An 18,876-nucleotide genomic window follows, 5' to 3' on the forward strand; every position below is an offset into this window, starting at 1 on the left:
TTTAATGTTTTCGATTATGATAAATGTTTTTGTTCAATTACCTTACATAAACTATCAAAATATAACTGATGTTCAACTCGATGAATTCTTGTTGCTAATGAATCAATATCATCCGTTGGTAAAACCTCTACAACCTGTTGAGCAATAATTGGCCCTGTATCAACACCGGTATCAACATAGTGAACTGTCACTCCAGTTGATGTAACACCAGCAGCAAAGGCATCTTCAATCCCATGCCGACCTGGAAATTTAGGTAACATCGCTGGATGAATATTAATAATTTGACCTGAAAAAGCACTCAATAAGACTGGTGAAACAATCTTCATATAGCCAGCCAATATGAGTAAATCCACCTTAAATTGGGCTAAATAAGTTTCAATTGCTGTCTCATAATCATGTTTATCGTTGAACTCTTTTAATGTATGAGTCCAGACCGGAATCTTCGCTTCATGCGCCCGTTGCACGACTTGTGCCTCCGGATGATCACAAATTAAACTGATCACTTTAATTGGTAAGTCGCTGGCATTAATTTTTGCTATCAATGCAGAAAAATTAGTTCCCGTTCCCGACGCAAAAATTGCTACATTAATCATCATTTTCTCCCAGCAATTTCACTTGTTGTTCACCAACTAATTTTGACACTTGGCCAATTTGATAATACTCTTCATCACCCAATAAACTAGTTACTTCTGCCAACTGATTAGTATGAATTGCCAACACCATTCCTAGACCCATGTTAAAAGTTTCGTATCGATCTTCGACTGATAATTCACCTTTATTAACTAGTAAGTCAAAAATTGGTTGGTGTTTCCAAGTACTTGTATCAATCTCAGCCTGTAAATCAGCAGGTAACATTCGTGGAACATTTTCTAATAGTCCACCGCCAGTAATGTGGGCTGCTCCCGCAATTAATCGCTGCTGTAATAATGGCTGCATTAGATTGACGTACAACTTAGTTGGCGTTAATAATTCATCAATTAATTCACCATTTATTCCATCAACATGATCACTAAATTCAAATTCATTATCTTCAAATAAAATTTTCCGGACTAGTGAAAAGCCATTACTATGTAGTCCGCTTGCTGGTAATCCCAATAAAATATCACCGGCTTGGACATTAGCCGGGTTCAATAATTGTCGTTTAGATGCTAGTCCCACCGCAAAACCAGCCAAATCAAAATGCCCTGGTTGATAAACACCAGGCATTTCTGCCGTTTCACCACCTAACAAGACAATTCCATTATCTTGGCAAACAGTTAGGATACGATTTAAAATAACATCAATTTGTTCAGGCTTAACTTCTGCTAGGGCCATATAATCCAAGAAAAATAATGGTAATGCCCCTTGTGCTAATAAATCGTTAACACACATCGCAATTAAATCTTGACCAATCATATCAACTTTATCTGCCGCTGATGCCAATAAAACTTTCGTTCCAACACCATCACTGCCCGCAACTAAAACCGGCGTATCAAGTTGACTATCGTCCATTTCATACATCCCCGCAAAACCACCTAATTGCCCAATCACATGGCCGTCTTGCTGCGACATTTTCTTTTTTAAGTTTTGAACAACCTCATCCCCGGCAGCAATATTCACTCCGGCTCGTTCGTAAGCATTAGACATTCGTATTGACCTCCTGCGATAAAGTTGCGGTTAATTCATGTTGATCTGCCGTTTTAGGATATTCAAACGTGGCTTCATAATCGTAAAGTGGGGTTGGATATTCACCATCAAAATACGACACGCATAGACCATCATTTGGCGCTGCTTGGTTTAACCCAATTGATTTAATTAATCCATCTAAACTTAGGAAACTTAAAGCATCAGCTCCAATTTGTTCACGCATTTCTTCAATCGTGTAGTTGGCAGCCATTAATTCACGTGTGTGTTCGATATCAATTCCATAGAAACACGGATATTTCAGTGGTGGTGAAGCAATTAACAAGTGCACACTTTTGGCCCCGGCATCGCGCAACATCTTAACAATATAAGTACTAGTAGTACCACGCACAATTGAATCATCAACTAAGGCCACTTTTTTACCTTCAACCACTGCTCGAACTGCGGATAATTTCATTTTCACACCTTGTTCGCGCAATGCTTGGGTTGGTTGAATAAATGTCCGAGTACTGTATTGATTTTTTAATAATCCCATTTCATCTGGAATTCCTAATTGTGAGGCTACTCCCGAAGCTGCCGACAATGAAGAATTCGGTACTCCCACAACAATGTCAGCATCAATTTTATTTTCTTGTGCTAACTGACGACCCATTCGTTGTCGTGCTAAATGCACATTCACCCCATAAATATCAGAATCAGGTCGGGCAAAATAGATATATTCCATCGCACAAACGGCTAATTGTGTATCCGTTGTATATTGACTAATTCGATAACCATCATCATCAATGACGATCAACTCACCTGGTTGCACATCCCGAATAAATTTTGCTCCCACAACATCTAATGCACAAGTTTCACTAGCCACAATCCAAGCACCATTCTCTAATTGACCAATTGCTAATGGTCGAAAGCCATTGGGATCAAGAGCCGCATACAATGCATGATCCGTCAAAATTAAGTAAGCAAAGCCACCTTTAATCTGGCGTAAACTCGCGCTTAATCGATCTTCAAATTTTGCTTGTGGTTGTCGTTGAATCAAATGCATTAAAACTTCAGTATCTGAACTTGATTGAAAGATTGCGCCAGCTTGTTCTAATTCTAATCGCAAACTTACTGCGTTAGTTAAGTTACCATTATGAGCTAACGAGATATCATAATCCGTGTAGTGAAAATTTAAAGGTTGAATATTTTCAATTCCATTACTACCAGCCGTTCCATAACGAACATGTCCAATCCCAGCCGTTCCCACTAATTCATCAATCGTTGATTGCTGATTAAAGACATCCGCCAATAAGCCAATTCCCTTGTGACTGACTAGTTTGCCATCATCATTACGCACAACAATTCCCGCACCTTCTTGACCACGATGTTGTAAGCTATGAAGGCCAAAATAAGTTCGTTGCGCCGCTTGAGTATCACCCCAAACTCCAAAGATGCCACATTCTTCATTTAAGCTTTTTACTTCATTTGCCAAGCAAGTGCCTCCTTCCACGCTTTCTTTGCTGTAGTTACATCTAGATTAATTTTTGAATTATTAGTTTGAATAGCTAAGTGCTGACCACCGGTGGTTCCAATTAATTTGGCACCAGTTAATTGTTCAAAATCAGCTTGTAATTCACTTGATACTGACACAATAAATCTTGATTGCGTTTCTGAAAACAACCAACTAGCCGGCATGTCTAGCTTAATATCCACACCAATTTCATTATCAAAAGTACTTTCAGCAATTGCCACTGCTAGTCCACCCTCAGCTAAATCATGCACACTATTAACTAGTCCCGCACGAATTGCCTCTTGAATTAATTGTTGATTAGCTGCTTCAGTTGCTAAATCAAAGTCAAATAATTGCCCTTCAATTTGACCCATCTGCATTTTTTGAATTTCAGTTCCGTTAAAATCGGCCTTGGTTTCACCAACCAAGTAAACTAGGTCACCATGTTGTTTAAAACTTTGCGTCGTGACATAATCCATTGATTCAATCAAACCAACCATACCAACCATTGGGGTTGGATAAATTGCTTGCCCATTAAATTCGTTGTACAACGATACATTGCCAGAAATAACTGGGGTTTCAAATTGTCGACAAGCTTCTGACATTCCCTTAGTTGCTTGTTCTAATTCATAATAAATTTCTGGATCTTCTGGACTACCGAAGTTCAAACAATCAGTAATTCCTAATGGCATTCCGCCAGAAGCGACAATATTACGGGCGGCCTCTGCAACTGCAATTTGACCACCTTTATGAGGATCTAAAAATAAATATCTTGGATTAGCATCCGTCGTCATCGCTAAGGCTTTGTCAGTATTCCGTACCCGAATAACTGCGGCATCAGATCCTGGCAACACTACCGTATTAGTTTGAACTTGTGAATCATAACGATGGTAGACACTTTCTTTACTAGCAATAGCTGGTTGTTGCAATAAGTCCATTAATACTTCAGCTACTTTGGAGGTATCAGGTTCAAATCCGGTACTCTCCTTATCCAATCGAGCTGGCCGAGAACTTGGTTTGCGATAAACCGGTGCTTCATCCACCAAGGCCTTAACATCGACATTAGCAACCACCTCATCATGCTGATGTAAAATATATTGTTGGTCATCCCGAACCGTGCCAATTTCAACCGCTTCAGTTTCATATTGATTAAAGAGTTCAATCACCTCGTCTGCATGTCCTTTTTTAATACAAAGGAGCATCCGTTCTTGCGATTCAGATAACATTAATTCATAAGGAATCATGTCTGCTTCACGCTGTGGGACTAAATCAAGGTTAAGATCCATTCCAAATCCTGCTTTGGCACCCATTTCAGCAGACGATGACACTAAACCGGCGGCACCCATATCTTGAATTCCAACTAAAATATCAGCATGATTTTCAATTAAATCTAGACAAGCTTCCATTACCATTTTTTCAGCAAACGGATCCCCAACTTGGACTGCTGAACGTTGGGATTCTTGCTCATCATTAAATTCAGCAGAAGCAAAAATTGCTCCTTGAATTCCATCCCGACCAGTTTTAGCACCAACATAAAAAATTAAATTGCCGGCCCCAGCTGCGGCCCCTTTTTGTTGTTGGACAGAATCAAGTAAGCCCACACACATTCCATTCATTAACGGGTTGCCTTGATAAACATCTTCAAAAGTCATTTCACCACCAACAGTAGGAATTCCAATACAGTTACCATAATCACCTATTCCAGCAACAGTTTGATCAATTAAGTATTTAGTATGGTCATTATCTAATGGACCAAAATGAAGACTATCTAACATTGCAATTGGTCGCGCACCCATTGAAAAAATATCTCGAATAATGCCCCCCACTCCGGTTGCCGCTCCTTGATAAGGTTCAACTGCCGTTGGATGATTATGACTTTCCGCCTTAAATACGACCGCTTGTCCATCCCCGATGTCAATAATTCCGGCACCTTCACCTGGTCCTTGCAGAATATTTTTACCCGTAGTTGGAAATTGTTTCAAAAGTGGTTTCGAATTTTTATAAGCACAATGTTCACTCCACATTGCTGCAAATAATCCAGTTTCCGTAAAATTTGGTAAACGACCTAATAATTCTTGTACCTTATCAAATTCTGCTTCACTCAATCCCCATTGCTGATATAATTTTTGTTCTTCAATTTCACGTGGCTGCAACTCAATCATCGGTTACTCTCCCTTTGGTATGTTTAACTGATTTCGCTATTATTTTTGTAGTTGACGTGTCACAACACTTTGGAATAACCGTAATCCATCAGTTCCACCTAGAACCAATTCGCTAGCTCGCTCAGGATGTGGCATCATTCCCATCACGTTACCTTGTTCATTCACAATCCCGGCAATATCGGCAACACTTCCATTTGGATTTTTTGAATACGTTAAGACAATTTGGTTATGCGTTCGAAGCTGTTGTAAGGTGACATCATCACAATAATAATTGCCATCACCATGGGCAACTGGCATCATTACTTTTTCGCCAGGCTTAAATTGATTTGAAAAAGTAGTTTGATTATTTTGAACAAATAAATCTTGTTGCTGACAAATGAATTCCAGATGTTGATTTTTTCGTAAACCACCTGGTAACAGATGAGCTTCAGTTAAAATTTGAAAGCCATTGCAAACCCCTAGGACTGGATTTCCGGCTTCAGCAAATTTTTTGATATCTTCCATGATTGGTGCAAAGCGAGCAATCGCACCACTACGAAGATAATCACCATACGAAAACCCACCAGGAACGATGACGGCAACTACATCAATTGGCAAATTTGTTTCACGATAGTCAACAAAAATTGGTTCCACTTTTAATTGATCCCGAAGAACGTAATACATATCCCAATCACAGTTTGAACCAGGAAAACGAATCACTGCGTATTTCATTAATTAGCCCTCCGTGGTTAATTCTTCTATTTCATAGCGATAGCTTTCCATATTAGTGTTCGTTAATAATTCGGTACACATTTTTTCAACTTGTTCCTCAATACTTTGCGTCGTCTTTGTAATAGTTAACTCAAAATATTTACCTTGAGTTACAGCTTGAACATTGGTAAATTCTAGCCGATGTAGTGCCATCTTTACAGCCTCACCTTGAGGGTCAAGAATTGATGCCTTGTAAGTTACATATACTTTTACGTTATACATTTGTAGCCTCCTGACTATCAATTAATCGCTTTAATACTTCGGTGTAGACGTCAACTAAATCGCCAGTTTCTTTACGAAAAACATCTTTATCCAATGACTCCAACGTTTTTTCATCAACTAACCGACATGAATCGGGTGATATTTCATCCGCTAAGACAATTTCACCATCCATTGTTTTACCAAATTCAACTTTAAAATCAACCAGTTTCAAGCCAGCCGCTGCATAACGAGCCGTTAACACCTGGTTAACTTTTAACGCATAATCGATAATAAAGGCTAGTTCAGTTTCAGTTACAATTTCAAGCGCTAAAATTTGGCTTTCATTAATAAAGGGATCATCAAGTGCATCTGATTTATAAAAAGTTTCAACTACCGGCTTCTTAAATGCTTTCAGATATTCAACTTTAAATTTTCGTTGAAAACTACCTGAGGCTGCATTTCGAATTACAACTTCTAACGGAATCATTGTCATTGTCTTAACTAACTGTTCATTCTGAGAAACTTGTTTTACAAAATGCGTCTTAATTCCATTGGCCATTAAGTCTTCAAACAAAATCGTATCAATTTGATTATTTAAGCTACCTTTGCCAATAATTCGATCTTTACGTTTTCCATTTAGTGCGGTAGCTTGATCAAGATATTCAACCCAATTCACACCAACTTCATCTGTTTCATAAAAACGTTTTGCTTTTCCCTCTTTAATCATTGCCAATTTTTGCATACTTATATCTCCCAGATTTTTTCTGACTTAATTTGTGCTAAAACTGATGACATGTCATCACTTAGAATTGTAATATGTCCCATTTTACGGTCTAATTTACACTCAGATTTCCCATAATCATGATAGTGCCACATTGGACGAATTGGTAACAATTCGTGAGTTGCTTGCAGATGTTGCCCTAAAACATTGACCATTACTGCTGGCTGATACAAATATATTTTTGGAATTACTAAGCCACAAATACTGCGAATGTGTGCTTCAAATTGTGAAATATTACAGGCCTCAATTGTATAATGTCCAGAGTTATGTGGTCGTGGTGCCAACTCATTGACCATTAATTGACCATCAGCTAACATAAAGAATTCTATTCCTAACACGCCACGAAGCTTCAAGGCGTTAGCTATTTTAGTCGCAATTTCATCAGCTAATTTTTTGGTATCATCTTCAACCCGTGCGGGAACAATACTTTCATTCAAAATATGGTGTCGATGAATATTTTCAGCCACTGGAAAAACTTGAACCTCACCAGCCGCACTTCGTGTAACCATCACAGACAACTCTTTAATGAATTGCTGTTTTTCCTCCAAAATACATTCACCATGTTTGAGTAACTCTTCAGCAGCTTCAAGATTGAAATGTCCATCAATATTCAACTGTCCATGACCATCATAACCACCACTAGCAGTCTTCAAAATACATCCGTATCCAAACTCAGCAATGGCCATTTCTAATTCAGTTAGCGCCGTGATTGCTCTAAATCGGGTAACTGGAATCTTATTTTCTTCGAGAAATTCTTTTTCACTAATTCGATTACTAGTTATTTCTAGGACTTTAGTCCCCTGTGGTAACTTCGTATACTTGGCTGCTTCCTTTAAGGTTGTAACATCGACATTTTCAAATTCATAAGTTAATACATCACTTTTTTTGGCTAATTCAATCAAAGCATCATGATCGTCGTAATCAGCAATAATTTGAAAATCACTAACTTGTCCAGCTGGACAATTAGCCGTTGGATCTAAAATACCAACTTGATAACCCATTTGTTTAGCAGCAAATGATAACATTTGGCCTAATTGACCACCACCAACAATCCCTATCGTCTGACCGGGTAAAACAACATCACTTAAGTTGGTCCGCACTTTTGATAGCCTCCTCAGTTTGCCATTTCCGAAAATCAACTAATTTTTGCGATAAACTATCATCATTAATGGCTAAAATTTCTACTGCCAATAAGGCAGCATTTTTAGCGCCAGCCGAGCCAATCGCCGTTGTAGCCACTGGAACACCACTTGGCATTTGAACAATTGATAATAATGAATCCATCCCTTTTAATGCCCGGCTTTCAATTGGAACACCAATGACAGGTAAAATCGAATTAGCGGCTAACATTCCAGGTAGGTGAGCAGCGCCGCCAGCCCCAGCGATAATTACTGAATAGCCATTTTTTTTAGCTGACTCTGAAAATAATTTAAGTTCTTCCGGCATTCGATGAGCAGAAATTATTTTTGGTTCATAATCTAATTCAAATTGTTCAAGTAGCTGGGTAGTTAATTGCATTGTGGGCCAATCAGAAATCGAGCCCATTACAACAGCGATTTTATTCATCATGTTCTCCCTAATATTGAAATTTCCCCCTTAGTGTAACAACCCCATAAAAGATAGTCAACGAATTTTACATACAATAATATTAAGTTTAACGATATCGTTCGTGTTTAAATGGTTTTACCTGTATTTTAAATTAAAAACGGTCAAAAAAATACTCAAACGCTAACTTTCAGTGTTTGGGTATTTTAAATTATTTACTAACAATATATTCAATTTGAATTAATGCATCCGCTGGCAATTTAGTTACTTCCACAATTGATTGTGCAGGTAAAATTAAATTATTTTCGAAAAAGTCAGCATAAACTTCGTTAACTTTCATCCAGTCACTCATATCTTGTACAAAAACAACGGTTTTAACAATATTGCTCCGCGTAAATCCGGCTTGCGCAACAATTGCCGCAATATTGCGAAGAATTTGCTTAGTTTGACTTTCAATATCAGTTCCAACTAATTTTTCTGTTTCAGGATCAATTCCAATTTGGCCTGAGCCATAAAGTGTATCACCGACTTTAATTGCCTGTGAATAAGCTCCACGTACTGTTGGTGCATCTTTAGTTTCAATAACTTGAATCATATCATTTCTCCTTATAATCAAACTATGAATAGTTTACCATTCATTTTAATAATATTGACATTTAATTATTGTTAAATAAAAAAAGTTTCTACTCATTAAAATGAGTAGAAACTTTTTAATAAATCATCATTATTACTAACGATTATTTAATTACTTAAGAGCAGACCATTTCCAGTCAGTAAATTCAGGAATATCATGTCCTTCATTACGAGTAACATCGAAATGCTTAGCCAAAATGGCATCCATCTTAGCAATAAATGCATCAGCATCAGCTTGTGAGATTGCTCCCTTAGCAGCTAATAATGAAGCGGCATCTTTAGCTTGGTTGAAACGATCCAATTGTGAGTATACACGCATGTCGTATGCAGTTGTAATATCACCATCTTCACGATATCCATGAACACTCAAACCAAGGTGAGCGCGTTCGTAGAAGTATGATTCAATCAAGTCTTCATAACCATGGAATCCGAATAATACTGGAGTTCCTGATTCGCCGAAGAACTTAGTGAATTCAGCATTTGTCAAAGCACGGTCAGCATTTTGCTTACCATTCTTGTTTTGTAGACGATTCAATTCAACAACGTTAACATAACGAAGTTTAACTGAAGGGAATGCTGTGTTGATAAGATTGATTGTAGCCAATGATTCGATTGTTGGTTCAACACCAGCAGAAGCGAACACGATATCAGCATCTTCATTTTCAGAAACAGTAGATGCCCAATCAATTGTCTTCAAGCCTTCGTTAGCAAGAGTTTCAGCTTCATCAACTGAGAACCATTGTTGACGTGGTTGTTTTGAAGCAACAACGTGGTTAATCTTTTGACGTTCAGTAAAGGCACGGCCAAAGACAGCAAGCAATGTATTAGCATCACCTGGCAAGTATTGACGAATAAAGTCAGCCTTCTTTTCAGACAAGTGAGTTAGCATACCAGGATCTTGATGGGTATAACCATTATGATCTTGTTGGAATACTGTTGAAGTTGAGATCAAGTTCAATGATGGGTAATCGTTACGCCATGGTTGATCTGCAGCTTGACGAATCCACTTGAAATGTTGAGTAATCATTGAATCCACTACACGAAGGAATGATTCGTAAGATGTGAACACACCAGTACGACCAGTAAGTGTATAGGCTTCCAACCAACCTTCAGCTTGATGTTCAGAAAGTTGTGCATCTAAGATACGGCCTTCTGGACCTTCATGTTGATCATTTGGTTCGCGGACTTCTTCCATCCATTGACGGTTAGTAATTTTGAACATATCCCAGAGACGGTTTGACATTGTTTCGTCAGGTCCGAAGATACGGAATGAAGTTGGGTTCTTCTTAGCAATATCAGCAAAGAATCCAGATAAGACGTTCATATCCATGTTACGGCTACCGTCAGCTAGTTCTGTTCCACGGTTTTCAGGTGTGATGTCATTAGCAAAGTCTTTCCAGCTAGCCATAGCTAATTCTGGAGCTTTTTCGCCGCGACGACGGCCAGCGTTAGCAACAGGATTACTTGCCATACGCTTGTCACCCTTAGGAGCCATAGCTGCAACTTCATCTTTAAGTGAACCATCAGCGTTGAACAATTCAGTTGGCTTGTATGAATTTAACCATTCTTCAAATTCAGGTAATTCAGCAAGCTTGTTTTGTTCAAGACCCAATGGAACTTGATGAGCACGGAATGAATCTTCAATTGGCATACCATTCTTATCAAAGCGTGGTCCACCCCAGCCCTTAGGCAAGCGCGCGATAATTACAGGCCAAGCTGCAATTTCACCATCTTGATAACGACCGTTTTCACGAGCATCTTTTTGAATATCTTTAATGTCAGCAATTGCATCATCAAAGATTTTAGCTGCTAATTCGTGATAAGCCATGTAATCATGAATATCTGAGTTTTCGATGAAACGAGGTGAATAACCTAGTCCTTCGAAGAACTTAGTAATTTCTACATCACTCATACGTGAGAAAATAGTTGGGTTTGAAATCTTAAATCCATTTAAATCCAAGATAGGCAATACAGCACCATCATTCTTAGGGTTAACGAATTTAATTGAATGCCATGCAGTCATTGAAGGACCAGTTTCAACTTCACCATCACCAATTACAGTGAAAGCAACTTGATCAGGGTTATCCAAGATAGCACCAGTAGCATGTGATAATGAGTATCCAAGTTCTCCACCTTCATGAAGTGAACCTGGTGTTTGAGCGGTCATATGTGAACCAATACCACCTGGGAATGAGAAACGCTTGAATAAGCGAGTCATACCTTCAACATCTTGAGTAATTTCTGGGTAGTTTTCAGTATATGAACCATCCAAATAACTGTTGGTAACCATAACTTGTCCACCGTGACCTGGGCCACCGATATAGAACATGTTTAAATCAAATTTGTTGATTAAACGGTTAGCATGAGCGTAAAGGAAAGTTTGACCTGAGATAGTACCCCAGTGGCCAATAGGCTTAACTTTAACATCGTCAGCTTGGATTGGTGTATTTGTAACTGAGAACAAAGGGTTGTTCTTTAAAAAGATCATACCTGCTGAAAGGTAGTTGGTAGCACGCCACCAAGCATCGACTTTAGCAAGATATTCTTTTGAATCATAATCTACTGCCATGAAATTAACACTCCTTTAAATTAAATGAATTAATAACAACATAGTGTTTGATGCGACTTACGTAAAAATTTACCTAAGTAACAATTTACAATGACTATTTTACCTACATTTTCAGAAAAGTCAACTTATTTGAAAATTGATACGGTCCAATTTTAATCAATAAATTATAACGCTGCTAACATAAAGCTTGCTATGCTTTGACTCAGTGTCAATTTAGCTATATTAAATCGTTTTTATGAATTTATTAATAAAAAAAGAATAAGAATTCCTTCTTATTCTTCATCTAAGCTGACAAATGTATTATATTTTAAATACTTGTAATGAACGCGCATGTTTGAAACTTCCAACGGCGTTCCATCATCAAGAAAGAAGATGCCTTCCATAATACCAACTGGCTCTTTATCAGATAAACCTAACAATTCTTGATCTTGCTGATTTGAAGGCTCAGCTAAAATCGACATAAACGATTTTGTAACTGATTTGCCTTCAATTTCTGATAAATAATTAAAGATTGATCCTTTAACCACGCTTGGAGTTAAACCCGGCATTATTTTAATTGGAATATAGCCTGTTTCAATGATTATTGGCTCATCATCTAATAAGCGCAGACGCTTAATTTTATAAACAAAATCATCGGGTTCCAAAAATAAATCTTGTTGTAATTCTTTGCTAGCTGGGATAACTTGATAATCAATCAATTTAATTCCAGGACGTTTACCATCTAAATGAAAACTATCGGTAACCCCTAAATTAGTTCCTTCATAATTAAATAGTGATTGATTTTTTAAATATAGTGGATTAATAAACGTTCCAGATCCACGCTTTTTGAAAATAATTCCTTGTTGTGCCATTACGTTTAGCGCACGCTTAATTGAGCTACGACTAACTCCGTACGACTCACTTAAGCTACGTTCGTCTGGCAATTTTTTATCATTGAACTCTTGATTGAAAATTCGCTCTTTGAGGTCTCGCATTATTTTGCGGTATACTAAATCTGCCATAAAAACTAACTCCTACATTTAAAATCCTAGTTTTATACACTTATGTAAGTATACCAGATTTTCAGATTGGTTGTATACTTTAATAAAATTGGTCCGAACCAGTCACTCAATCCTTGGAGGTTTACAAATGGGAAAACAAAAAAAAGTTAAAAAAACATTAGTCGAACAAATTCTTGATAAACATCATGTTAACTATGATCAAACCGAGTTTCCAACCAAGCAAGATGGTGATGTAACGCAATTAGATGTTGATCATGGCGAAATTGATGAACATTTAATTTATAAAACTTTAGTCCTAACCGGGCCAACCACCGGACCCGTCGTTGGCGTTATTCCAGTTGACTGGCACTTAGATGAAAAAAAGCTTGCTAAAGTTTCTGGCAATAAAAAAGTTTCCATGGTCCCACTCACTGACTTATTAAAAACAACTGGGTACGAGCATGGCGCTAATACTCCTATCGGAATTTATGAGAAGTTCAAGTACCCAATTTACATTGACCAAGAAGCTAATTCAGTCCCTGAAATTTTTGTCTCGTCCGGCAAGATTGGCCGTTCAATTAAAATCAATGCCCAAGATATGGCTTTAGTAGTCCATGGTAACTTCGTCGACTTAAAACAATAGGAAAATAATTTATGACAAATAATCTATTTACTAATTTCGGATTCTTGCTTTTGTACTTAGCAATCTTTCCCATTATTTTTGGAACCTTCTTAGTCCTTGTTAATCATAACAGTAAGCAATTGACTGTGACCTACTTTGGCTATCAGGCTCAAATATGGCTGGGCTTCATCGGGATTGCGATTCATGAATCAAGCCACCTAATTATGGCTTTAATCTTCCGCCATAAAATAACCAAATTTAGATTAGTTCGTTTCCCCAAACGGAATGATCCTAATGATCAAGCACTTGGCTACGTTTCACATAGTTGGAATAAAGCTAGTTTTTATCAGCGCCTGGGTAACTTATTCATCGGAATTGCCCCCATCATTGGTAATACCTTGGTTGTTTGGCTAATTTCAAAATGGCTGGTTCCAAACGCACTATCTTCTTGGCAAAGTTATGTTAGCACCCAATCAATTTCTGATTTAGATTTATTTGCTAACTCACCTTACGGATTTGTTGGTGTGATTATCTGGATTATTATCTTAATTAACATTTGCGTTGGCGGCTTTGACTTAAGTCGTTCTGATTTAAATAGTTCATTATCTGGAACACTATTCTTTCTACTACTTCTGGTGGTGATCACTTTATTCATTACCTTTATTACCCAATCAGTTGATATCGCCAGCACCTTACAGTCATTCATGTTGCCATTATATTCTGCAATGATTCTAGCTGTGATTATCTCCACCGCTACTAACTTAATTCTAAGAATTATTGCATTAATTAAATAAAAAATGCGTTGTCAGAAAGCCTAAAAAGGTTATCTAACAACGCATTTTATTTTTATCCCATTTTCCTTCGTTGCTCAGCTTTATCAACAATGATCGAAGCGACGATTGCCACCGTAATTAACACGACAATTACTAATAATGAAGCGATATTTGAAATTTGGAAATGCCAACCAAAATAGTGGGCACTTTCGTTCAAGACCATTTTGACTCCAATAAAGGCCAAAATAATCGATAGTGCATATTTGATATATCGGAATAACGGTAAGATACCATTCAATGCAAAGTACAATGAACGTAAGCCCATGATTGCAAAGATGTTAGAAGTAACAACGATGAATGTATTTTGCGAGACAGACAATACCGCTGGAATTGAATCAACCGCAAACAATAAATCAGATGCTTCGATGAATAAAAGGGCCACCAAGAATTGTGTAGCTACAGTTTTACCATTAACTTTCGCTAAAAAGTGTGGTTCTGTGGCATCGTCTTTAATTGGGACGACTCGGCGAATGATTTTCATAATTGGACTATCATTTAAGCTCTTAGTTCCACCGTCTTTTTCAAATAACATATGAATTCCAGTGTAAATCAAAAATGCACCAAATAAAAACATCAACCATTTAAACTTATCAAGTAAGGCCACGCCGGCAAAAATGAAAATTACCCGCATAACTAATGCGCCAAAGACGCCCCAAAAAAGTAAACGATGTTGGTATTTAACATCAATTTTAAAGAAACCAAAGACTAAGATAAAAATAAACAAATTATCAATACTTAACGATTTTTCAAGCAAATATGCGGTAATAAAATCAAGCGAGTAGCTCGGTCCCGCAAAGCCCCAAATCCAACCCGCGAAACAAAACGCGAGGCCAATCCAAAAGGCACTCCAAAGTAATGATGACTTAATTGTTGGTGCTTCATTACCCTTATGGAAAACTCCTAAATCTAGTAATAACATCACTACAATGAATGCAAAGAACCCAATCCAATACCCAATACTAACTTCCATTTATTTTTCTCCTTATTAATTACCTATTATTTAGCAACAACTTGTTCTAAGCGACTCATCCACCATCCCAGTAAGATTCCTAATAAGCAAAGAACTGCAGCAATTGAGAATCCTAACATTCCGATACCATCATAATTAGTGGGCACAATCATTATCGTTGATGCCATTACAATTCCAAATACCAAATGAAATAATTTTGAATAGGCGATTTCAAATAACCAATTCATCACTTTAGATAACATCAAGATTACTAACACAACACCAATAATCATTGGTACTAACACTGTTAAATTACCAGTTTTAATTCCATCTGACATTCCTTTGTATAAACCCAGATAAATTAAAAAGTTTGATGGACTTAAGCCTGGGATTACAAGTCCTAATCCGATTAATATACCCGCTAACAACCATGACCAGCCATTAGCTTCAATCGTATTCACTGATGACAACCCAAAGATTAAAAACAATGTCATCCCCATAAATGCAATAATCATTAAACTCATATCAGTTAGTGATCGACCTTGTTTACCAGAATCATGCCACATTGCTGGAATGGTTCCCACAATAGCCCCAATAAAAAACCACAAAACAATATTTTCGTAATTACCTAATAAGTAACTTACCCCAAACGATAGACCAAAAATTCCCAGTATTCCACCAATTCCCACTGGTAAAAAAAAGAAAAAGTTTTGTCGGAAATGTTTGAATGGATGAGCCAAAAATTTAATTAACGGTCCATATAATCCAAATACCACTGACAGAGCCCCACCACTAATTCCAGGTAAGATAAATCCTGAGCCAATCATAGCTCCTTTAATCACATTCAGTAACCACACACGTTGATTGTTAATTTGCAATCAATGTTCCTCCGTATTATATATATTTCTTATGAATATAATAATTATAACTAAAGGTTGATTGATTTAACTAGTCATATCTCTTGGTTATAATAAAAAGTTAATAATTGATTTCACCATTCCACTCAGCTTTAAACTGTTTAATGAATTTTTGCATCACTAATTGACGTTGTTGCCCAATCTTTTTTGCACTATCCGTATTTAACCGATCTGCAATTAATAATAACTTTTCATAAAAATGATTAATCGTTGTCCCTGGTTCATTTCGATATTGTTCTTTTGTCATATTAACTCGCGGCTCAATTGATGGATCATACATTTCTTCACCCACATGACCACTGTAATAAAACGCTCTTCCAATTCCTAACGCGCCAATTGCATCAAGTCGATCAGCATCTTGAACAATTTTTCCTTCTAATGATAGTTCAATCACCTTTCCACCTAAGCTTTTCGAAAATGACATATTCATAATAATATCTTTAATTTGATTGACTTGCGTGTTGCTTAGTCCATTTAATTTTAAAAATGACCATACTTTCATCTGTTGTTGTTCTGGATGATCAGTCAGTTTATCGTCAATTACATCATGTAACCAACCCGCAGCTAAGGCAATAAATTCATCTGCTTGTTCAGCCTGACTAATTCGAGTAATCAAATTAGTTACGCGAATTAAATGATCCATTCCATGCCCGCTTGTATCATTTTCCATTTCTTTAGTGACAAATTCCTTAATTAACTTTAATTGGTCCACTTGTCGTTTATCCATCATTAACCACCCCGCTATTAGTTCTTATCATACCAAAAGGTCACAATGATTTTAATCATAGTGACCTTTTTATCTTTAACAGATTACTATAATTATATCCATAACATGTTTTTTTACTAAAAAATAACCACCGATCATGTTAGGGCTTACTTGCCTATAATCACGATTATGTTAAGCTTTTCACAGTCTTTTATTTACTATTTTTACTAAAAAATGCTTGCTTTTTTACCGGAAGAGTACTAAATTATAGAAAGCGTTTACATTGCAATTATTTATTTCTACATAAAAAAGGAGTTGGATAAAATGACAAACGATGAAAAGATTCGAATTGACGCGAAAGAATTTGCACGGCTCATTGTTGGAACAAACCCTCAACGTGAAGGTGAAGACGATATCAAATATATCAAGCGTGAACTTAAGCTGTACTTGGAATCAATGATTACTATTGATGATTTCAATGATCTTGAAGAAACCCGCTTTGATATGGCGAAATCAGAACAACGCGACAAAATCTTAGAAAAAATCATGGAGCACCGATACTAAAATTTAGGGAGCAAAAAAAATTATGGGACATACTAAACAGTATACTTCATTCGCAGCAGGTGCCTTCGGGCATGACATGTTCTACGCAACATTAAGTACTTATCTAATGTTATTTGTTACAAGTCAATTATTTGATACCAGCGATGCAGCTTTCAACGCTCGCATGATTTCATACGTAACCATCATGATGATGGTAATCAGATTAATTGAAATTGCTTTTGATCCATTAATTGGTGGAATGGTTGATAACACTAATTCTAAGTGGGGTAAATTTAAACCCTGGTTACTGATTGGTGCCGGAGTTAGTTCGGTGATGTTAATCATCATCTTCACTAATTTTGGTGGTTTAACTACTAAGAACCCTGTTCTTTATCTGATATTGTTTGGAATTTCATTTGTTATTTTGGATATTTTTTACTCATTTAAAGATATTGCATTTTGGTCAATGTTACCTGCACTTAGTGTTGATTCTAAAGTTCGTGGTAAATTTGGAACCATCGGTCGTTTTGGTTCAACCTTAGGTGCGCAAAGTGTTCCAATCTTTATCTTCCCACTAATTATTTTTCTTTCAAAAACCTTCTCTGGTTCTACTGGTGAAGAAAAAACACGGGCTGGTTGGTTAGGATTTGCAATCGTTGTCGCAGTTGTTTCATTCTTAGGTGCCTTAGCTACTGCTTTTGGAACTAAAGAAGAAAAGAATATTATTCGTGAAGACACACAAAAGACTCGTTTCCGTGACGTCTTTAAAGTGATTGCTCAAAATGATCAATTAATGTGGTTAGCTTTATCATATTTCTTATTTGCTTTAAGTTATGTTGTTACTAACTCATTAATGGCTTACTATTTCCAATATGTTCTTGGTAATACCAGTGCCTTTTCAATGGTTGGTGTAATTACTGCCATTTTAGGAATTATTTCAGTATCGCTATTCCCAACCGTTGTTGCCTTAATCAAACGTCGTGCAATCTACGTCGGTGGAATTGCAATGATGTTACTTGGTTACCTGCTCTTTATCTTTGCTGGTCAAAACGTAATTATGGTGCTAATTTCTGTTGCCATTTTCTTCTTCCCATACCCAATGATTTTCTTAGCTGCCTTGATGACTATCACTGACAGTGTTGAATATGGTCAATTGAAAAATGGAACTCGGAACGAATCAGTTACGTTATCAGTTCGTCCTTTGATTGATAAATTAGCAGGTGCCATTGCTAATGGTGTTGTTGCCTTAGCTGCTGTCCACGCGGGTATGATCGGTAGTGCAAAGCCAAGTAGTATTTCTTCTGGCGAATTGCTTACTTTTAAAACTTATATGTTCTATACTCCAATCGTCTTAATCATCATTGCAGCCTTAGTATACTTATTGAAAGTTTCATTAACTGAAAAGAAACATGCTGAAGTTGTTAATGATCTTGAGAAAAAACTAACTGCTAAAAAAGAAGCTTAGACTTTAATAAACTAAACGATCGTCATTATATTAGTGGCGGTCGTTTTTATTATTTACAAATACATTAAATACGTGCTATTCTCAAAGAAATAGCTTACAAGGAGG

Annotated in this window: 19 protein-coding genes; 4 read left to right on the forward strand and 15 right to left on the reverse strand. The window is 36.9% G+C overall.

Features of this window, described 5'->3' with window-relative positions; all coding sequences use genetic code 11:
• Window positions 1-14 precede the first annotated feature (14 nt).
• From purN to FC70_RS05290, 12 genes are all read right to left on the reverse strand, one after another.
• Window positions 15-593 (reverse strand): phosphoribosylglycinamide formyltransferase, encoded by a 579-nt coding sequence (gene purN / locus FC70_RS05235; RefSeq protein ID WP_057889945.1) that lies wholly within the window; start codon window positions 591-593, stop codon window positions 15-17.
• A complete protein-coding gene (purM, locus tag FC70_RS05240) occupies window positions 586-1,626 on the reverse strand; it encodes a phosphoribosylformylglycinamidine cyclo-ligase (RefSeq protein WP_057889946.1) in 1,041 nt (346 codons plus the stop codon). The genes purN and purM overlap by 8 nt, the downstream gene beginning before the upstream one ends.
• Complete coding sequence (gene purF / locus FC70_RS05245) at window positions 1,619-3,097, reverse strand: amidophosphoribosyltransferase (RefSeq protein ID WP_057889947.1); 1,479 nt, start codon at window positions 3,095-3,097, stop codon at window positions 1,619-1,621. Before purF ends, purM begins: the two co-directional genes overlap by 8 nt.
• Window positions 3,082-5,277 carry a phosphoribosylformylglycinamidine synthase subunit PurL gene (gene purL / locus FC70_RS05250; protein WP_057889948.1) on the reverse strand — a complete coding sequence of 732 codons (2,196 nt, stop codon included), beginning with the start codon at window positions 5,275-5,277 and terminating at the stop codon, window positions 3,082-3,084. Before purL ends, purF begins: the two co-directional genes overlap by 16 nt.
• Before the next feature lie 39 nt (window positions 5,278-5,316).
• Window positions 5,317-5,988 carry a phosphoribosylformylglycinamidine synthase subunit PurQ gene (purQ, locus tag FC70_RS05255; protein WP_057889949.1) on the reverse strand — a complete coding sequence of 224 codons (672 nt, stop codon included), beginning with the start codon at window positions 5,986-5,988 and terminating at the stop codon, window positions 5,317-5,319.
• 3 nt (window positions 5,989-5,991) lie between these two features.
• Window positions 5,992-6,249 (reverse strand): phosphoribosylformylglycinamidine synthase subunit PurS, encoded by a 258-nt coding sequence (purS, locus tag FC70_RS05260; protein WP_057889950.1) that lies wholly within the window; start codon window positions 6,247-6,249, stop codon window positions 5,992-5,994.
• A complete protein-coding gene (purC, locus tag FC70_RS05265) occupies window positions 6,242-6,970 on the reverse strand; it encodes a phosphoribosylaminoimidazolesuccinocarboxamide synthase (RefSeq protein ID WP_057889951.1) in 729 nt (242 codons plus the stop codon). Before purC ends, purS begins: the two co-directional genes overlap by 8 nt.
• A 2-nt stretch (window positions 6,971-6,972) precedes the next feature.
• The gene (gene purK, locus FC70_RS05270) at window positions 6,973-8,109 is read right to left on the reverse strand and encodes a 5-(carboxyamino)imidazole ribonucleotide synthase (RefSeq protein WP_057889952.1); all 1,137 of its coding nucleotides are present in this window, start codon (window positions 8,107-8,109) and stop codon (window positions 6,973-6,975) included.
• Window positions 8,090-8,575 (reverse strand): 5-(carboxyamino)imidazole ribonucleotide mutase, encoded by a 486-nt coding sequence (purE, locus tag FC70_RS05275; protein ID WP_057889953.1) that lies wholly within the window; start codon window positions 8,573-8,575, stop codon window positions 8,090-8,092. Before purE ends, purK begins: the two co-directional genes overlap by 20 nt.
• Before the next feature lie 190 nt (window positions 8,576-8,765).
• Window positions 8,766-9,149, reverse strand: coding sequence for a Rid family detoxifying hydrolase (locus tag FC70_RS05280; RefSeq protein ID WP_057889954.1), 384 nt, complete (start codon window positions 9,147-9,149; stop codon window positions 8,766-8,768).
• A 150-nt stretch (window positions 9,150-9,299) separates the two neighbouring features.
• Window positions 9,300-11,756, reverse strand: a complete 2,457-nt coding sequence (locus FC70_RS05285; protein WP_057889955.1) for a phosphoketolase family protein — start codon at window positions 11,754-11,756, stop codon at window positions 9,300-9,302.
• Between the two features lie 272 nt (window positions 11,757-12,028).
• Window positions 12,029-12,757 (reverse strand): GntR family transcriptional regulator, encoded by a 729-nt coding sequence (locus FC70_RS05290; RefSeq protein ID WP_057889956.1) that lies wholly within the window; start codon window positions 12,755-12,757, stop codon window positions 12,029-12,031.
• A 127-nt stretch (window positions 12,758-12,884) separates the two neighbouring features.
• On the opposite strand from FC70_RS05290, the gene FC70_RS05295 reads away from it, so the two are divergent.
• Window positions 12,885-13,379, forward strand: a complete 495-nt coding sequence (locus FC70_RS05295) for an aminoacyl-tRNA deacylase (protein WP_057889957.1) — start codon at window positions 12,885-12,887, stop codon at window positions 13,377-13,379.
• Between the two features lie 11 nt (window positions 13,380-13,390).
• Window positions 13,391-14,152 (forward strand): hypothetical protein, encoded by a 762-nt coding sequence (locus FC70_RS05300; protein WP_057889958.1) that lies wholly within the window; start codon window positions 13,391-13,393, stop codon window positions 14,150-14,152.
• A gap of 52 nt (window positions 14,153-14,204) precedes the next feature.
• Here the strand turns inward: FC70_RS05300 and FC70_RS05305 are convergent, their stop codons facing one another.
• The 3 genes from FC70_RS05305 to FC70_RS05315 all read right to left on the reverse strand — a co-directional run bounded on the left by FC70_RS05305 (window position 14,205) and on the right by FC70_RS05315 (window position 16,784).
• Window positions 14,205-15,161: a TerC family protein gene (locus FC70_RS05305; protein ID WP_057889959.1), complete on the reverse strand. Its 957-nt coding sequence runs from the start codon at window positions 15,159-15,161 to the stop codon at window positions 14,205-14,207.
• 26 nt (window positions 15,162-15,187) lie between these two features.
• Window positions 15,188-16,012, reverse strand: coding sequence for an undecaprenyl phosphate translocase family protein (locus tag FC70_RS05310; RefSeq protein ID WP_057890290.1), 825 nt, complete (start codon window positions 16,010-16,012; stop codon window positions 15,188-15,190).
• 106 nt (window positions 16,013-16,118) lie between these two features.
• Window positions 16,119-16,784, reverse strand: coding sequence for an HD domain-containing protein (locus tag FC70_RS05315; protein ID WP_057889960.1), 666 nt, complete (start codon window positions 16,782-16,784; stop codon window positions 16,119-16,121).
• A gap of 303 nt (window positions 16,785-17,087) precedes the next feature.
• On the opposite strand from FC70_RS05315, the gene FC70_RS05320 reads away from it, so the two are divergent.
• Together FC70_RS05320 and FC70_RS05325 are read left to right on the forward strand one after the other, a co-directional pair.
• A complete protein-coding gene (locus FC70_RS05320; protein ID WP_057889961.1) occupies window positions 17,088-17,327 on the forward strand; it encodes a hypothetical protein in 240 nt (79 codons plus the stop codon).
• A 22-nt stretch (window positions 17,328-17,349) separates the two neighbouring features.
• Window positions 17,350-18,771, forward strand: a complete 1,422-nt coding sequence (locus FC70_RS05325; protein WP_057889962.1) for a glycoside-pentoside-hexuronide (GPH):cation symporter — start codon at window positions 17,350-17,352, stop codon at window positions 18,769-18,771.
• Window positions 18,772-18,876 lie beyond the last annotated feature (105 nt).

The organism is Paucilactobacillus oligofermentans DSM 15707 = LMG 22743, assembly GCF_001434315.1.
Lineage (GTDB): Bacteria > Bacillota > Bacilli > Lactobacillales > Lactobacillaceae > Paucilactobacillus > Paucilactobacillus oligofermentans.

Excerpts from the sequence above, each read along its gene's own strand:
- FC70_RS05280 (WP_057889954.1), bottom strand. The coding sequence starts at position 9,149 with ATGATTCAAGTTATTGAAACTAAAGATGCACCAACAGTACGTGGAGCT.
- FC70_RS05325 (WP_057889962.1), top strand. The coding sequence starts at position 17,350 with ATGGGACATACTAAACAGTATACTTCATTCGCAGCAGGTGCCTTCGGG.
- purL (WP_057889948.1), bottom strand. The coding sequence starts at position 5,277 with ATGATTGAGTTGCAGCCACGTGAAATTGAAGAACAAAAATTATATCAG.
- purE (WP_057889953.1), bottom strand. The coding sequence starts at position 8,575 with ATGAATAAAATCGCTGTTGTAATGGGCTCGATTTCTGATTGGCCCACA.
- FC70_RS05290 (WP_057889956.1), bottom strand. The coding sequence starts at position 12,757 with ATGGCAGATTTAGTATACCGCAAAATAATGCGAGACCTCAAAGAGCGA.
- purC (WP_057889951.1), bottom strand. The coding sequence starts at position 6,970 with ATGCAAAAATTGGCAATGATTAAAGAGGGAAAAGCAAAACGTTTTTAT.
- FC70_RS05320 (WP_057889961.1), top strand. The coding sequence starts at position 17,088 with ATGACAAACGATGAAAAGATTCGAATTGACGCGAAAGAATTTGCACGG.
- purM (WP_057889946.1), bottom strand. The coding sequence starts at position 1,626 with ATGTCTAATGCTTACGAACGAGCCGGAGTGAATATTGCTGCCGGGGAT.
- FC70_RS05315 (WP_057889960.1), bottom strand. The coding sequence starts at position 16,784 with ATGGATAAACGACAAGTGGACCAATTAAAGTTAATTAAGGAATTTGTC.
- purS (WP_057889950.1), bottom strand. The coding sequence starts at position 6,249 with ATGTATAACGTAAAAGTATATGTAACTTACAAGGCATCAATTCTTGAC.
- purN (WP_057889945.1), bottom strand. The coding sequence starts at position 593 with ATGATTAATGTAGCAATTTTTGCGTCGGGAACGGGAACTAATTTTTCT.
- FC70_RS05300 (WP_057889958.1), top strand. The coding sequence starts at position 13,391 with ATGACAAATAATCTATTTACTAATTTCGGATTCTTGCTTTTGTACTTA.
- purQ (WP_057889949.1), bottom strand. The coding sequence starts at position 5,988 with ATGAAATACGCAGTGATTCGTTTTCCTGGTTCAAACTGTGATTGGGAT.
- FC70_RS05285 (WP_057889955.1), bottom strand. The coding sequence starts at position 11,756 with ATGGCAGTAGATTATGATTCAAAAGAATATCTTGCTAAAGTCGATGCT.
- FC70_RS05305 (WP_057889959.1), bottom strand. The coding sequence starts at position 15,161 with ATGGAAGTTAGTATTGGGTATTGGATTGGGTTCTTTGCATTCATTGTA.
- FC70_RS05295 (WP_057889957.1), top strand. The coding sequence starts at position 12,885 with ATGGGAAAACAAAAAAAAGTTAAAAAAACATTAGTCGAACAAATTCTT.